The organism is Solwaraspora sp. WMMA2101 (genome assembly GCF_049179175.1).
In the GTDB taxonomy this organism is placed as follows: domain Bacteria; phylum Actinomycetota; class Actinomycetes; order Mycobacteriales; family Micromonosporaceae; genus Micromonospora_E.
This window is the reverse complement of the sequence record NZ_JBMHMA010000006.1, coordinates 1,703,683-1,719,422: the sequence shown is the minus strand read 5'-3', so window position 1 is coordinate 1,719,422 and position 15,740 is coordinate 1,703,683. Positions and strand designations below refer to the sequence as shown.

Genomic DNA, 15,740 nt, shown 5'->3' with positions numbered 1-15,740 from the left:
CGCCACGGCGGGGCCGCTGTTGCTCGTCGGGCCGGGACCGGTGGCACGATGGTGGGCATGGCGGCTCCACAGGTTGCTCCGGTCGAGACGCCGGACGTCGACGAGATGCCAGGGCACGAACGGCCGTGGGTGACGATCGTCTGGGACGATCCGGTCAACCTGATGACCTACGTGACCTGGGTCTTCCAGAAACTGTTCGGCTACAGCCACGCGAAGGCCGAGGAACTGATGCTCGACGTGCACCACAAGGGTCGGGCCGTGGTGTCCAGCGGCGCCCGGGAACGGATGGAGCTGGACGCCTCCCGGCTGCACGCCTACGGGCTCTGGGCGACGGTGGACCGGGCATGAGCATGTTCCGGCGCCGGGGCGGACGGTTCGTCGCGTCCTTCTCCCCGGACGAGGTCAAGGTGCTGCGCAAGGTCGCGGGTGAGGTGGTGGGCCTGCTCACCGAGGGCTTCGACCACGGCGATCCGGTGGTCGGTCGGCTCTTCCCGGACACCTACCCGGACGACCCGGCGAGTTCGACGGAGTTTCGTCGGTACACCGAGAGCGACCTGAAGACCGCCAAGATCGACCAGGCCGGCGCGGTGCTCGCCGCGCTGCCCGACGACGCCGACGACGGCGGATGCGAGGTCCGGCTGGACGACGAGGCGGCCGAGGCGTGGCTGCGGGCGCTCAACGACGCCCGGCTGGCGATGGGGGTACGGCTGGACGTCAAGGCCGACACCGACCTCGGTGCCGAGCTGGCCGCCGCCGAGCAGGACGACCCGGCGTCGGGCCGGCTGTTCCAGCTGTCGGTCTACGCGTACCTCGGCTATCTGCAGGAGTCCCTGCTGTTCGCCATGATCGACCAGCCGCGGTCGCTGGCGTGACGACCGCCACGGCCTGCCCGGCCCGGAGAAGGCGGTAGGCTTGGCGTCGTGCTGAGCATCGACCGGTCGATCATCGACGCGATCGTCGCCCACGCCCGCCGGGACCACCCCGACGAGGCGTGCGGCGTGGTCGCCGGGCCGGCTGGTTCGGACACGCCGACCCGGCACATCCCCATGCAGAACGCGGCCCGCTCGATGACGTTCTACGAGTTCGACTCGATGGAGCAGTTGCGGTTGTGGCGGGAGATGGACGACCGGGACGAGGAGCCTGTGGTCATCTACCACTCGCACACCGCGACCGAGGCGTACCCGTCCCGGACCGACGCCGCGATCGCCGGCTGGCCGGAGGCCCACTATCTGCTGGTCTCCACCCGGGATCCGCAGGTCACCGAGATCCGTTCGTTCCGCATCGTCGACGGCGTGGTGACCGAGGAGCCGGTGGACATGCGTGACGCCGGTGTCGATCCGCACGCGGTGCAGTCGTACCTGTTCGGGCAGACCCCGACGACGGTCGACTACGAGTGTTCGTCCGACCGCTGATCTCCACCAGCGCCGGCACCTCGTACCCGCAGTCTGATCCGATCCCACCGCCGTCATAGGAGCACGTCAATGGCTATCGAAGTTCGCGTTCCCACCATCCTGCGCAGCTACACCGGTGGCGCCAAGGTCGTCGAGAGCAGCGGGGAGACCCTCGCGGGCCTGCTGGACAACCTCGACGCGCAGCACGCCGGGCTGCGCGGCCGGCTGGTCACCGCCGAAGGCACCCTGCACCGGTTCGTCAACATCTACGTCAACGACGAGGACGTCCGGTTCCTCGGCGCCCTCGACGCCAAACTCTCCGACGGGGACACCGTGACGATCCTGCCGGCCGTGGCCGGTGGGGCGCTCGGGTTCGCCGCGGCCGCCGCGCTGCTGGGCCACCCGATGGCCGGCGCGCCGACCATCGGCTGAGCGCACCCATGGCGCGCTACGACAGCCTGCTCGACGCATGCGGCGGTACGCCGCTGGTCGGCCTGCCCAGGCTCTCCCCGGTGGTGCCCGACGGGGCACCACCGGTGCGCCTGTGGGCCAAGTTGGAGGACCGCAACCCCACCGGCAGCGTCAAGGACCGGGCCGCGATGTTCATGGTCCGGGCCGCCGAGGAGGCCGGCCGGTTGCGGCCCGGCGACACGATCCTCGAACCCACCAGCGGCAACACCGGCATCTCGCTGGCCATGGTGGCGAAGCTGCGTGGCTACCGGCTGGTCTGCGTGATGCCGGAGAACGTCTCCACCGAGCGGGTGCAACTGCTCCGGATGTACGGTGCCGAGATCATCTTCTCGCCGGCCGCCGGCGGTTCGAACCAGGCGGTCGCCACCGCCAAGCAGATCTCCACCGAACACCCCGACTGGGTGATGCTCTACCAGTACGGCAACGGCGGAAACGCCCGGGCGCACTACGAGACCACCGGGCCGGAGCTACTGCACGACCTGCCGACCATCACCCACTTCGTCGCCGGGCTCGGTACCACCGGCACCCTGATGGGCACCGGACGCTATCTGCGGGAGAAGGTCGACGGCATCGAGATCGTGGCGGCCGAGCCGCGCTACGGCGAGCTGGTGTACGGGCTGCGCAACATCGACGAGGGCTACGTACCCGAGCTGTACGACGCCAGCGTGCTGACCCGCCGGTTCTCCGTGGGCACCCGTGACGCCGTGCTGCGGACCCGGCAGCTGGTCGAGGTCGAGGGGCTGTTCGTCGGTTTCTCCACCGGGGCCGTGCTGCACGCCGCGCTCGCCGTCGCCCACGAGGCGGTCAAGGCCGGCCGTCGGGCCGACGTGGCGTTCCTGGTCGCCGACGGGGGCTGGAAGTACCTTTCCACCGGCGCCTATGGCGGGACGCTGGCCGACGCAGAGGAGGCACTCGACGGCCAACTCTGGGCCTGACCGACCGCTGGCCACCACCGGCGGTCCAGCTGTTCCGGTGCAAATGATTGGTTGCGCTATGGGCGCACCTCAACCGGGTTGTCGAAGTCGCTCCAGTTGTTCGCGCTTCTGTGTCACGTTCGCGACAAGTTGCAGCGGATCTTGCGTTCCGTCGCTGGCTGCGGCGTAGGCTGCCCAGCGTGGCAGAGCCGCTGATGGAGATCTTCGATGGCATGGTCGGCGTGACGCCGGTGTCCCACCGTGACCATTGGAACAGTTGATGCGTCTGACCGTCCTGGGCTGCGCCGGTAGTTTTCCCGGCCCGGAATCCCCCTGCTCGGCCTATCTGATCGAAGCGGACGGCTTCCGCCTGCTGGTCGACTTCGGCTCCGGCTCGCTGTCGGCCCTGCAGCGGTACGCCGGACTGCACGCGGTCGACGCGATCCTGCTGACCCACCTGCACTGCGACCACATGCTCGACGCCTGCACGTACGTGGTCGTCCGCCGCTACGCCCCGGACGGGCCGTACCCACCGCTGCCGGTCTACGCGCCGGCCGGCGCGCCGGACCGGATCGCCACCGCGTACAGCGCCGACGGGGCACCCGTCGACGACGTCTACACCTTCTACGGTCTGCAACCCGGCAGCTTCCCGATCGGCCCGCTGCAGGTCACCGTCGACCGGGTCAACCATCCGGTGGAGACCTACGGCGTTCGGGTCGAGCACGGCGACCGGGTGCTCACCTACTCCTCGGACACCGCGCCGTGCGAGGCGTTGCTGCGGCTGGCCCAGGACGCGCACGTGTTCCTCTGCGAGGCGAGTTACCTGGACGGGGTCGACAACCCTCCGGACCTGCACCTGACCGGGCGGGAAGCGGGTGAGGCGGCGACGAAGGCCAACGTCGGTCGGCTGCTGCTGACCCACCTCGTGACCGCCTGGGGCAGCGAAGCGTCGACGTTCGAATCGGCGGCGGCGAGCTTCGACGGCCCGGTGGAGATCGTCCGGGCCGGGGCCCGCTACGAGATCTGAGCACCCGCACCGGCGGTGTCCGCTCTTGCCGTAGAGTTCGCCCGCTGGTCAACGCGGTGTAGCCTCACCCACCCGGATGGGCGCGACCGTGACACCCATGCGCGTCGCCGTCGTCACCGAGTCCTTCCCACCCGATCTCAACGGGGTGGCGCACTCCGTCGTCCGGGTCGCCGAACACCTGGTCGCCCGGGGGCACGAGCCACTCGTGATCGCACCCGCCCCGGCCGCCGCCAGCCGGACCGCCGTGGAGCGGCACCCGTACCCGGTGGTGCGGGTGCCGAGCCTGCCGGTGCCGGTGTACCGCAGCTTCCGGCTCGGCCTGCCGAGCCGGCGGCTGACCGAGGTACTGACCGACCACGCCCCGGACGTCGTCCACCTGGCCAGCCCGTTCGTGCTCGGCGCGCGCGGTCTGACGGTGGCCCGCCGGCTGCGGCTGCCCACCCTCGCGGTCTACCAGACCGACGTGGCCGCCTACGCCCGCGCCTACCACCTGGGGTGGAGCGTGGCGACCGTCTGGCGCTGGCTGCGCGAGATCCACAACGCCGCCGACCGGACGTTGGCGCCCTCCACCGCCGCGGCGGCCGATCTCACCGCCAACGGCATCGAGCGGGTACGCATCTGGGGTCGGGGGATCGACCCGGTCCGCTTCGACCCGGCCCACCGTTGCGAGTCGACCCGCCGGTCGCTGGCGCCCGACGGCGAGGTGCTGGTCGGGTACGTCGGCCGCCTCGCCGCCGAGAAGCGCGTCGACCTGCTCGCCGAGACCAGCCGACTGCCCGGCGTACGGGTGGTGGTGGTCGGTGACGGGCCGGCCCGCCGGGAGCTGGAGCGGGCCCTGCCCGCCGTACGGTTCCTCGGTGCCCGGCACGGAGCCGATCTGGCCCGGCTGTACGCCAGCCTCGACGTCTTCGCCCACACCGGCCCGCACGAGACGTTCGGGCAGACCGTGCAGGAGGCGCAGGCCAGCGGCGTACCGGTGATCGTCCCGGCGGCCGGCGGCCCGATCGACCTGGTGGCGCCGGACGTCACCGGACTGCTGGTGCCGCCCGGCGACGGCGCGGCGCTCGCGGCGGCGGTCGCCGACCTGGTGGCCGACCCGGCGCGGCGCTCGCGGCTGGGCCGGGCCGCGCGGGCGGCACTGGCCGGGCGGACCTGGGCGGCGATCGGCGACGAACTGATCGAGCACTACCGTGCCGTACAGGACTGCCCCGGCGTCGTCGCCCGGCTGCCGGTCGCGGCCTGAGGCCAATCCAGCCCGACACCGCCCCGGCGGTGCCGCGACACCGCCCCGGCAGCGTTGCGGCACCGCCCCGGCAGCGTCGTGGCCCGGCGTGGCACATAGGCTCTGCGCATGGCACGACCCGATGGACGTACCCACGCGCAGCTACGACCGGTGACGTTGACCCGTAACTGGAGCATGCATCCCGAAGGATCGGTGCTGGTCGAGTTCGGCGAGACGAAGGTGCTCTGCACCGCGAGCGTCACCGAGGGGGTGCCCCGCTGGCGCAAGGGGTCCGGTCTGGGCTGGGTCACCGCCGAGTACGCGATGCTGCCCCGGGCGACCACCACCCGGTCGGACCGGGAGAGCGTCAAGGGCCGGCTCGGCGGCCGCACCCACGAGATCTCCCGGCTGATCGGACGGAGCCTGCGGGCAGCCGTCGACCTGAAGGCACTCGGCGAGAACTCGATCGTGCTCGACTGCGACGTGCTGCAGGCCGACGGCGGTACCCGCACCGCGGCGATCACCGGCGGATTCGTGGCGTTGCACGACGCGGTCAGCTGGCTTGCCGGCCGCAAGGCCCTGGCCGGCAAACCGGACCAGGTGATGCGCCGGTCGATCTCGGCGGTCAGCGTCGGGGTCATCGGTGGCGAACCCCGGCTCGACCTGTGTTACCTCGAAGACGTCGCGGCCGACGTCGACATGAACGTGGTCTGCACCGGCGACGGTGACTTCGTGGAGGTGCAGGGCACCGGTGAGGCGGCGGTGTTCGCCCGCGACCAGTTGGACGCCCTGCTGGACCTGGCGGTCGCCGGCTGCGCCGAGCTGGCCGCCGCGCAACGTAAGGCGCTCGACCGGTGAGCGCGGGTCACGTCGGGCGGACCCGGCTGCTGCTGGCCACCCGCAACGGCAAGAAGCTCGCCGAACTGCAGCGGATCCTCGACGCCGCGCTCGGCACCCAGCGCATCGAGCTGGTCGGGCTGGCCGACCTGGAGCCGTACCACGAGGTACCCGAGACCGGCCTCACGTTCGGTGAGAACGCGCTGCTCAAGGCGAGGGAAGGGTGCCGGTGGACCGGCCTGCCCACGGTCGCCGACGACTCCGGTCTCGCAGTGGACGCGCTCGGCGGGATGCCCGGGGTGTTCAGCGCCCGATGGTCCGGTCGGCACGGCGCCGACCAGGCCAACCTGGACCTCGTCCTGGCCCAGCTGACCGATGTCGCCGACGAGCACCGGGCGGCGTCGTTCGTCTGCGCGGCCGCACTGGTGCTGCCCGGCGGCAAGGAGCACCTGGTGGAGGGACGCCAGTCCGGCCGGCTGTTGCGGGCCGCCCGGGGCGACGGCGGGTTCGGCTACGATCCGATCTTCCTCGGTGACGGGCAGGAGCGGACGAACGCCGAGCTCAGTCCGCAGGAGAAGGACGCGATCAGCCATCGTGGAAAGGCTTTCCGGTTGATGGCGAAGGTGATCGCCAAGACGCTGGGATGACGCCGGTAGATTTAATTAGTGCTTAGATCTCCGGTTACTCGGCGTACATCTGAGTTGACCCCCGATACGCTCGCGCCGCAAGCTCGTGCCACAGGGGGGCTGGATCTTGAGTAGACACAGATTGAGCAAGGTCGTCGCGCGGACCGGTTCCGGCCGGCGACGGTTGATCGTCGGCGGGGTCAGCGCCGCGCTGCTGGCCGGCATGGTGGTGACCGCACTGCCGCTGTTCGCCGACGACGAGATCGCCGTCGTCGCGGTCGCCGACACCACCGCGACCGACGTTCCACAGGACGGTGACAACGCGGTCAAGGCGACCCTGGCCACCTGTCCCGCGCTGTGTGAGCGCAACCCGAGGGGGGCCCGGGACGCGGTCGTGGAGTTCGTCGTGGACCGGATCCCGGCCGGTGCCCGTGACGTGCGGGTCCGCCTGCAGATGTACTCCTGGCAGGACCTCGGTGCCCGGGTAGCGGTGCATTCCACCTCGTTGGACGCCCGGGCCGCCCGGCCGCCACTGGCCACCTCGGGCACTGGTGGGGCCGCCGACGAGCCACTGGCGACCGTGCCGACGGTCCGCAAGGGCTACAACGAATGGGACCTGTCCGCACTGGTCACCGGCAACGGCACGTACACCCTGGCGCTGCGTCAGCAGGAGCTGTCGCAGCGGGTGTACTGGCCGTCGACGGAGTACCGGGACCCGTCGATCCGACCCCGGCTGGTGATCAGCTACGAGGCGGCCGCTGCCGCCCCGACCAGCCCGCCGGCGTCGCCGACCGCCGCGCCGACACCGCCACCGAGCGCTCCGGTGCCGACCACGCCGGCCGCCACGGCGTCGCCGACGGCCGGACCGACGGCACCACCGAGTCCGTCGGCCACGCCGCCGGCGTCCGGAGTCGGCTGCGGCGCGGTGTCCGACCTGCTGGTGCCGTCCTGCGGTGCCTGGTGGGGGATGTACTCGCCGACCAGCGCCGCCAAGGGCTGGAACCACGGCGGCGCGGTGGCCGAGGTGGAGGCACAGGTGGGGCGCAAGTTCGACCTGGTGCACCGCTACCACGACTTCTCCAACACCGGCAGCAACGGGGCGTTCCCCGACGAGTTCGAGCAGCAGCAGATGCGCGAAGGCCGGCTGATGTTCTTCGCCTGGGAGTCCCGGATCTTCTCCACCGGCACGACGTTGACCTGGCGTGACGTCTACAGCGGCCGGTACGACTCGGTCATCGACGATGTGGCCGGCCGGATCAAGGCGACCGGTGTGCCGGTGTTCATGGGCTTCGACCACGAGCCGGAGGACGAGCCGGCGAAGGGCAGCGACGCCGACTTCGTCCGGGCCTGGCGCTACGTCTACGAACGGTTCGCCAAGGCCGGCGCGGACAACGCCGTCTGGGTCTGGGTGATGATGGGCTGGTCCGGGCATTACGACCGGTACGCCGGCCTCTACCCGGGCGACGCCTACGTGGACTGGGTGAGCTACGACCCGTACAACTTCTACGCCTGCAACGGCGGAAAGACCTGGAAGGACCCGCACACCACGGTCAACGGCTTCTACCGCTGGCTCGACGACAACCGTATCGGCGTCGGAAAGCCACGGATGTTGGCGGAGTACGGCACGAACTTCGACCCGGCCGACGCGGGAGCCAAGCAACGGTGGTTCGAGCAGTTCCCGGCGGCGATCAAGGCCCACCCGAAGATCAAAGCGGTGATCTACTTCAATTCCGCCGGGTCGACCACCACCTCGGCGACCTGCAACATGACCATGAACCACACCCCGTCCGCCCTGACCGGGTTCACCCGGGCCGGCAAGGACCCCTATTTCAACCAACCGCTCCCGGTCAACCGCTGACCGGACACTGAGGAGATCCGACCGGTAACTGATAGGAACCAGATAATCCGCCGACCGATCGGTGGATGCCCGACCCGGCTGAGGTTGGTTCACGCTGTCTGAGATAATTTCCCATCTGGAGGGAAGCGTGAACCAATCTCAGCCTGGCTGGTCCCTGCCCAGCCGGCGTCGTGTATGGACGACAGCTCTGACGGCCGGCGTGGCGGCGACGGCCCTGGCACTGAGTGCCACCGCGGCAACGGCCGCCGTCATGCCCGTACCCGGTACGGCCACGCTGGTCTCGACCAACCCGGCCGACCACACCCCACATGCCCGCAACGGTGAGGCGCGCGCCTTCGCCGAGATCGGCGGCGTCATCTTCGTCGGTGGCACCTTCACCGAGGTACGACCGGTCAGCTCGGCCACCTGGGAGGCCCGCCCGTACCTGTTCGCGTACCAGCGGTCCACCGGGGCCACGGTCGCCGGCTTCCAGCCGGTTCTCGACGGCGCGGTGAACACGCTCGCGGTCACCCCGGCCGGCGAGCTGATCGTCGGCGGCGTGTTCCGCAACGTCAACGGCGAGGCCCGCCGCAACCTGGTGGCGCTCGACCCGGCCACCGGCGCGACCGTGCCGGGCTGGGAGGGCCGCTCCGACGGCGGCGTGGTCCGCGACATGGACGTCAGCGGCGACTGGCTCTACATCGGTGGCGCGTTCAACTGGGTCAACGGTACGGCGCACGCCGGCGTTGCCCGGCTCGACGTGGCCACCGGGGCGATCGACCCGACCTTCGACATCGACATCGCCGTCGGCCGGCACGAGGTCTCCCCGTACGTGTGGACCCTGGACGTCTCGCCGGACGGCACGACGCTGGTCTTCGGTGGCAACTTCCGGGAGGTCGAGGGGCTGCCCCGCGAGCAGCTCGCGATGGTCGACCTGACCGGTACGCCGACGCTGGTCGACTGGGACAGCAACCACCGGTTCGCGCCGGGCTGCTCCTCCCGATCGTTCACCCACTACGTGCAGGACCTCAGCTTCGCCGAGGACAGCAGCTTCTTCGTCGTCGGCACCAACGGCGGCACCGGCTGGCCGGTGGCGTACTGCGACGCGCTGGTCCGCTACGAGACCGCGAGCCGGGGCACCAACCTGGACGGCACCTGGCTCAACTTCACCGGCAACGACACGATCACCTCGGTCGTGGTCCACGACGGCATCGCCTACACCGGCGGGCACTTCCGCTGGCTGAACAACCCGAACCGCAGCGACAACGCCGGCAACGGCGCGATCGACCGGCTCGGCATCGGCGCGGTCTCGGTGGCGACCGGCATGCCGGTCAACTGGAACCCGCGCCGCAGCGGTGGCTCGGCCCTGCCGGCCGGAGCGCTCAGCTGGGGCTCGGCCGTGCCGGTGCTGTGGATCGGCTCCGACGGGCTCTACTTCGGGCACAACTCCGACGGCATGGGCAACGAGTACCACGGCCGGCTCGGCATGTTCCCGCACGCCGGCGGGCGCACGATCATCCCGCGCAACCCGCCGACGGACACCACCGGCTACCTCTACCTGCCGTCGGCGACCGGCGACCTGACGAAGATTCCGTTCGACGGGTCGACGCTCGGGGCGGCGGCGGTGACCAACCAGCCCAACCTGGTCGACGCCGGCGCCGTCTGGCGGGTGCACGACCGGATCTTCTGGGCCCGACCGGTCACCGGCACCACGACCGGCAGCCGGCTGGACATCTCGCTGTTCAACGGCAACACGGTCGGTGCGCCCTGGGAGAGCTCGGGCTACAACGAGTGGTTCAACGCGTTGTCGCTGACCGGGGCGTTCTACCTCGACGGCCGGCTCTACTACACCCGCACCGGTTCCGGCAGCAACCAGCTGTTCTACCGGTACTTCGAGCTCGACGGCAACTATCTCGGTGCCACCGAGTTCGCCCTGCCGACCAGCGGCGTCACCTGGACCGGCGTACGGGGCATGGCCTGGGTGGGCGGAAACATCGTCTACGGCTCGACCGACGGTCGGCTGCGCAGCATTCCGTTCGATCCCACGGCGGACTTCGCGGTGGACGGGACAGCCGCGGTCGTCCTGGCCGAACCGGATCCGGCACTCGACTGGACCAACCGTTCGATGTTCTTCGCAGCCGAGTAACGAAGCGGAAACCACCAACCTGGTATCCCCGGTGGGCCGGCTGCGCTGCTGCCGGCCCACCGGCCATTTTGTATGGTTGAACGCCAATCGATGGAAAGGCGGGCGGGTTGTCGACCACGCGCCGGCACGGCTTGCTGCTGCGGACCGTCTTCGCGGTCAAGCGCCGCTACTACCAGCTGCGCTATCCCGGCCTGCGGCTCGGCCGCGACGTCGAGATCCGCGGCCGGGTGCGGCTGCGCCGCGGGGTACGGGTGACGATCGGCGACCGTACCCGGCTCAACAAACTGGTCCGGTTCGCCGGTCCGGGCGAGGTTCAGGTCGGTGCCGACTGCCTGCTCAACGCCACCTGGATCGGTTGCTGGACGACCGTGCAGGTCGGCGACCGCTGTCTGCTGTCCGACTGTGAGCTGATGGACAACGACTTCCACAACCTCGCGCCGGCGCTGCGGCACGCCCCGGCCAGCCCGGCGACCAGGGCTCCGATCGTCGTCGGCGACAACGTCTGGATCGGTGCGCACGTCCTGGTGATGAAAGGGGTCCGGATCGGCAGCGACAGTGTCGTCGGTGCCGGGACCATCGTCCGCACCGACGTACCCGACGGTGTCGTGGTGATCGGCAACCCGCAACAGATTGTGAAGCGATTCGATGAGTGAGCAACCACAGCGGACCGTGACCCTCACCGAGCTGCTGCGGATCCCGCTGCTGCGCTGGAAACTGGTCGCCGGCGGCGCGGTGGCCGGTTGCCTGCTCGCGATCGGCTACCTGGTGGTGGCCCCGCCCGCCGCCACCGCGGCCGCGGTCGTCGCGATCCGGCCGGTGGTCACCGACGCGTTCACCACCCCCGGTGCCGGCGCCGACCGGTCGATCAACATGAACGTCGAGAGCGGCATCGCCACCAGCACCGACGTGCTGTCGCGGATCGCCGAGTCCCGGGCGGTCGACGTGGTGGCGATCCGGCGGGCCCTGGAGATCGAGGTACCCACCGGCGGTCAGGTTCTGCGGTTCACCTACTCCGCCGACTCGATCGACTCCGCCGTCGAGTCGGTCAACCTCGCCGCCGCAACCTACCTGCAGGTGCGTCAGGAGATGTACGAGCGGCAGCGCGCCGACATGCTGGCCTCGTACGACGAGCGCATCGCCACGGTCGCCGAGCAGCAGGCGGCGGCCGGGCGGCGGGCCGCCGACTCGGACACCAGCGGGCCGGCGGCCGACGCGGCGCTTGCCGAGTTCGCTTCGCTGAGCAATCAGCTCACCCAGCTCAACGGTGCCCGTACCGAGATCGCGGCGATCGACGTCACCCCGGGCTGGATCACCCAGCGCGCCCAGCAGCAGTTGTCCACCGCCGGCCAGCCACGGGTGGTCTACCTGCTGGCCGGGCTGCTGGCCGGCGCCCTGCTGGGGATTCTGCTGACCTATCTGCGGGAGTCGGCCGACCGCCGGGTGCGCAGCGAGTCGGACGCGCTCGACGCCTCCGGGCTGCCGCTGCTCGGCACCGTACGGCGCCGTGGGCTGCGGGTCGACGCCCGGACCGTCGACGCCGACGTGCGCTACGTCGGTATGGCCATCGCGGAGCAACTGCGTCAGGCGGTACGCACCCCGGTGGTGGTGATCTCCTCCCGGAACCGGGAGGACACCACCCCGATGACCGCCAGTCTCGCCGTGGCGCTCGCCGCCGACGGCCAGGACGTCTACGTCGGCGACGACAGCCACCGGGTCGCGGCGCTGCGCGAGGCGCTGCTCGCCGACCGGCGGCGGGTGCCGTCCGGTCCGTTCGTGCCCGAGCAGTCGGCCGCGACGGCCAGCGGCGGCCCGACCCCGCCACCCGGTGGTCCGCCGGCACCGACGTCGGGCGGCACCCGTCCGTCGGGAGCCCCGAACCCGTCCGGCACCGGCGGGAACCCGGGCGTCGACGGCGACCCGGAGAGTACGTTGATCTTCTCGCTGCCCCGGGCGGACCAGGACCACACCGTCATCCTGCCCCGGGTCACCGAATCGGCGGACAGCCCGGCCGCACCGCGTCGACCGTCGCCCCGGCCCTCGCCGACCAGCGGCCCACCGGCCCGTTCCGACACCGACGGCGACCGGTCCGGCGGTGCCCACCCGGCGGGCGAACGGGCGGCCGGCGGTTCGGTCGTGGGCACCATCCCGGTACGGACGCTGCCGGCCGACGCGCTGACCGTTGGCGCCGGCATGGTCCGGATCGGGCTGTACGCCCAGGCGCCGCGCGACGGCAGCATCGTGCTGTTCAACGCCCCACCGGCCGAATCCGACGAACGCGGCGTGCGGGAGGCCCGCGCCGGCACCGCCATCGTCGTGGTCGAACGGGACCGGACCCGACTGGCCGACCTGCGTCGACTGACCGACCGGCTGCGTGCCTCCGGCGCCGAGCCGCTCGGCTTCGTGCTGCTCGGCAGCGGCCGTGGCTGAGTCCACCCGGCCCACCACGGCGCTGCCGGTCTGGCCGCTGTGGTTGATGTTCGGCCTGGTTCCGCTCTGGTGGATCAGTGGACTGTTCTACTTCGGCTGGCCGCTGTTCGGCACCCTGCTGTTGCTGATCATGATGATCAGAGGGCGGATTCCGCTGCCCGCCGGCAGCGGGATCTGGCTGGCCTTCCTCGCCCTGGTGGTGGCCAGCGCCACCCAGCTGCCCGGACCGTCCAGCCTGCTGACCTTCGGCCTGCGGCTGGCCTTCTACCTCACCGCGCTGATCGTCTGCTGCTACGTGTACAGCGTCGCCCGGGAGCGGGCCTCGCTCACCGTGGTGCTGGGCCCGCTGTGCGCCTTCTTCGTCGCGCTGGTCGTCCTCGGCTGGCTCGGGGTGCTGATGCCCCGGTTCTCGATGACCACACCCTTCGAGGTGCTGCTGCCCGGCGGGCTGGCCGGCAACCCGTTCATCCGGGACATGGTGCACGCCGAGGCGACCGAGTACAGCGCCCGGTCGCTCAACCCGATCTATCGACCGTCCGCGCCGTTCGCGTACACCAACACCTTCGGCAGCACCTACGCGATCACCCTGCCGGCGGTGGTGGCCTGCCTGCTGCTCGGCGTACGCGGCCCGGCCCGTACCGTACTGCTGGTCGCGCTGCCGATGTCGTTGCCGCCGGCGTTCCTGACCCTCAACCGGGGGATGTTCCTCAGCCTCGGCGTCGGGCTGGCGGTTCTCGGGGTGCGGGCCGCGATCCGGGGCAACCTGCGGGTGCTGGCCTCGATGCTGGGGGTCCTGGTGATCGGCGGGCTGGCGACCCTGTTCATCCCCATCGGTGACCTGATCGACCAGCGGGTCAGCTCCAGCAACACCAACGTCGACCGGATGTCGCTCTACCTCGAGGTGCTGCGCTGGGTGCAGCGCTCCCCGCTGCTGGGATTCGGCACGCCGGTGCAGGTGGACACCGTCTCCGCCGACGCGCCGCTGGGCACCCAGGGGCAGGTGTGGACGGTGCTGTTCAGCCACGGCGTCCCGGCGCTGATCTGCTTCGTCGGCTGGTTCGTGCTGGTCGCCGCCGTCTGCTGGCGGGCGAGCTCGGCGGCGGCGCAGTGGTTGTCGGTGGTGCCGCTGATCGCGCTGGTCCAGCTGCCCTTCTACGGACTGGTCAACCAGAATCTGACCGCGGTCTTCTTCGTGTCGGCGGTGGCCCTGGTCGCCGTGGAGCGGGAACGGCGGGGCGTCGCGCTGACCGCGCCGCCGGTGCCGGCCGCGCCCCGACCGGTGCTCGGCGGTGTCCGGTGACCGGCCCGACGGACGCGACCGCGCGGCCGCCGTCCGGCATCGGCCCGGCTGATCGGTCGGAGACCCGGCGCAGCGCCCGCAGCGGCGTCATCGGCCTGGCCGGGGCCGCCGTCAGCGGCCTCTTCGGGTTCGTTCTGGCCGTCGTCGTCACCCGGGGGTACGGCCCGGCCGGCGCGGGCGTGTTCTTCGCCGCCGTCGGCCTGTTGACCGTCGTCACCGCGATCTGCACCCTGGGCGCCGAGACGGGCCTGCTCTGGTCGCTGCCCCGGCGGCGGACCGGCCCGGCCGGCGACGCCGCCCGGGTGCTACCGGTGGCGGTACTGCCGCCGCTGCTGTGCGCGCTCGGACTGGCCGCCGTCGGGCTGGTGGCCGCGCCGTGGCTGGCCGAGGTGCTGTTCGACGGGACCACCATGGACGGCGTACGGCTGGTGCGGCTGTGCGCGGTCGGGCTGCCCGTTCTGGTCGCCGCCGGGTTGGGGCTGGCCGCCGTCCGAGGGGTGCGGTCGATCGGTCCGTACGTCGCGGTGCAGTTCTTCCTGCTGCCGATCGGTCGGCCGGCGCTGGTCGGCGCGGCTGCGTTCGTCGGTGCCTCGGTGCTGTTCGGCCTCGCCGGTTGGCTGGTGCCGGCCCTGGTGGCGGTGGCGGTCTGCGGCGTCCTGGTCGCCGGGCCGCTCGGTGCCGGCCGTGGCGCGCGGTGGCGGCCGCATCGGGCCGACTGGACCTCCTTCTGGCGGTTCGCGTTGCCCCGGGCCGGGTCGGCGGCGATCGACGCCGGCAGCATGTGGACCGGGGTGCTGCTCGCGGTGGCGCTGGCCGGGCCGGTCGAGGCCGGCATCTTCGGCGCGGTGGGCCGGTACATCCTGGCTGGGCAGCTCGCGCTGCAGGGCCTGCGGGTGGCGGTCGCGCCGCAGCTGTCCCGGCTGCTGGGGCAGGACCGTCCGGCGGAGGCGGCGGCGGTGCACCGGCAGACCACCACCTGGGCGATCGCCCTGTCCTGGCCGGTGTACCTGCTGCTGGCGGTCTTCGCGCCGGGTTTCCTGGCGATCTTCGGCCCCGAGTTCGCCGCTGGCGCCACCGCGATGACCGTGCTGGCGGTGGCGATGCTGGTGAACATCGCGGTCGGCAACGTACAGACCCTGCTGCTGATGAGCGGCCGCAGCGGACTGCACCTGCTGGCCGCGTCGGCGAACCTGACGACGACGGTGTCGCTGGCGTTGTGGCTGGCGCCCCGGCACGGCGTGCTCGGGGTGGCGGTCGCCTGGGCGGCCGGGATCGTGGTGGAGAACCTGATCGCGGTCACCGCCGCCCGGGTCGTGGTCGGCCATCCGCTGGTGGACCGGTCGGTGCTGCTGGCCGCCGGGGCGGTGCTGGCCGGGGTCGGCGCGGCCAGCGGGGTCGGGGTGCTGGCCGCCGGCCGGGGTGTGCCGGGCCTCGGCGTCGCGCTGGGGCTGATCGCCCTGGCGGTGCTCGTGGGGCTGGCGCTGCCCGGGGTGCAGCGCCGGTTGTGGCGAATTGTCAGACAGAGAGGTGGGTGAGTCGACC

Annotated in this window: 15 protein-coding genes; all 15 read left to right on the top strand. The window is 71.5% G+C overall.

What is annotated here, in order from left to right:
• Positions 1 to 57 precede the first annotated feature (57 nt).
• The 15 genes from clpS to ACN28F_RS08395 all read left to right on the top strand — a co-directional run bounded on the left by clpS (position 58) and on the right by ACN28F_RS08395 (position 15,733).
• Positions 58 to 348, top strand: coding sequence for an ATP-dependent Clp protease adapter ClpS (clpS, locus tag ACN28F_RS08465; protein ID WP_289207489.1), 291 nt, complete (start codon positions 58 to 60; stop codon positions 346 to 348).
• Complete coding sequence (locus ACN28F_RS08460) at positions 345 to 872, top strand: DUF2017 domain-containing protein (RefSeq protein WP_289207488.1); 528 nt, start codon at positions 345 to 347, stop codon at positions 870 to 872. Before clpS ends, ACN28F_RS08460 begins: the two co-directional genes overlap by 4 nt.
• A 48-nt stretch (positions 873 to 920) precedes the next feature.
• Complete coding sequence (locus ACN28F_RS08455; RefSeq protein ID WP_289207487.1) at positions 921 to 1,412, top strand: M67 family metallopeptidase; 492 nt, start codon at positions 921 to 923, stop codon at positions 1,410 to 1,412.
• A 69-nt stretch (positions 1,413 to 1,481) separates the two neighbouring features.
• Complete coding sequence (locus tag ACN28F_RS08450; protein WP_289207486.1) at positions 1,482 to 1,823, top strand: MoaD/ThiS family protein; 342 nt, start codon at positions 1,482 to 1,484, stop codon at positions 1,821 to 1,823.
• An 8-nt stretch (positions 1,824 to 1,831) separates the two neighbouring features.
• The gene (locus ACN28F_RS08445) at positions 1,832 to 2,797 is read left to right on the top strand and encodes a PLP-dependent cysteine synthase family protein (protein WP_282225913.1); all 966 of its coding nucleotides are present in this window, start codon (positions 1,832 to 1,834) and stop codon (positions 2,795 to 2,797) included.
• 259 nt (positions 2,798 to 3,056) lie between these two features.
• Positions 3,057 to 3,803, top strand: a complete 747-nt coding sequence (locus ACN28F_RS08440; protein ID WP_289207485.1) for an MBL fold metallo-hydrolase — start codon at positions 3,057 to 3,059, stop codon at positions 3,801 to 3,803.
• 97 nt (positions 3,804 to 3,900) lie between these two features.
• Positions 3,901 to 5,046, top strand: coding sequence for a glycosyltransferase family 4 protein (locus ACN28F_RS08435; RefSeq protein ID WP_421357398.1), 1,146 nt, complete (start codon positions 3,901 to 3,903; stop codon positions 5,044 to 5,046).
• 108 nt (positions 5,047 to 5,154) lie between these two features.
• The gene (rph, locus tag ACN28F_RS08430) at positions 5,155 to 5,883 is read left to right on the top strand and encodes a ribonuclease PH (RefSeq protein ID WP_421357397.1); all 729 of its coding nucleotides are present in this window, start codon (positions 5,155 to 5,157) and stop codon (positions 5,881 to 5,883) included.
• Positions 5,880 to 6,509 carry an RdgB/HAM1 family non-canonical purine NTP pyrophosphatase gene (gene rdgB, locus ACN28F_RS08425; RefSeq protein WP_289207482.1) on the top strand — a complete coding sequence of 210 codons (630 nt, stop codon included), beginning with the start codon at positions 5,880 to 5,882 and terminating at the stop codon, positions 6,507 to 6,509. The genes rph and rdgB overlap by 4 nt, the downstream gene beginning before the upstream one ends.
• 121 nt (positions 6,510 to 6,630) lie before the next feature.
• The gene (locus tag ACN28F_RS08420) at positions 6,631 to 8,346 is read left to right on the top strand and encodes a glycoside hydrolase family 26 protein (RefSeq protein WP_289207481.1); all 1,716 of its coding nucleotides are present in this window, start codon (positions 6,631 to 6,633) and stop codon (positions 8,344 to 8,346) included.
• Between the two features lie 250 nt (positions 8,347 to 8,596).
• Positions 8,597 to 10,471 (top strand): hypothetical protein, encoded by a 1,875-nt coding sequence (locus tag ACN28F_RS08415; protein ID WP_421361315.1) that lies wholly within the window; start codon positions 8,597 to 8,599, stop codon positions 10,469 to 10,471.
• Between the two features lie 107 nt (positions 10,472 to 10,578).
• Entirely contained in the window at positions 10,579 to 11,124 is a 546-nt protein-coding gene (locus ACN28F_RS08410) for an acyltransferase (protein WP_289207480.1), read from the top strand.
• Entirely contained in the window at positions 11,117 to 12,898 is a 1,782-nt protein-coding gene (locus ACN28F_RS08405; protein ID WP_289207479.1) for a lipopolysaccharide biosynthesis protein, read from the top strand. Before ACN28F_RS08410 ends, ACN28F_RS08405 begins: the two co-directional genes overlap by 8 nt.
• Complete coding sequence (locus ACN28F_RS08400; protein ID WP_421357396.1) at positions 12,891 to 14,198, top strand: O-antigen ligase domain-containing protein; 1,308 nt, start codon at positions 12,891 to 12,893, stop codon at positions 14,196 to 14,198. The genes ACN28F_RS08405 and ACN28F_RS08400 overlap by 8 nt, the downstream gene beginning before the upstream one ends.
• On the top strand, positions 14,195 to 15,733 hold the full coding sequence (locus ACN28F_RS08395) for a lipopolysaccharide biosynthesis protein (RefSeq protein ID WP_421357395.1): 1,539 nt from the start codon (positions 14,195 to 14,197) through the stop codon (positions 15,731 to 15,733). Before ACN28F_RS08400 ends, ACN28F_RS08395 begins: the two co-directional genes overlap by 4 nt.
• Positions 15,734 to 15,740 lie beyond the last annotated feature (7 nt).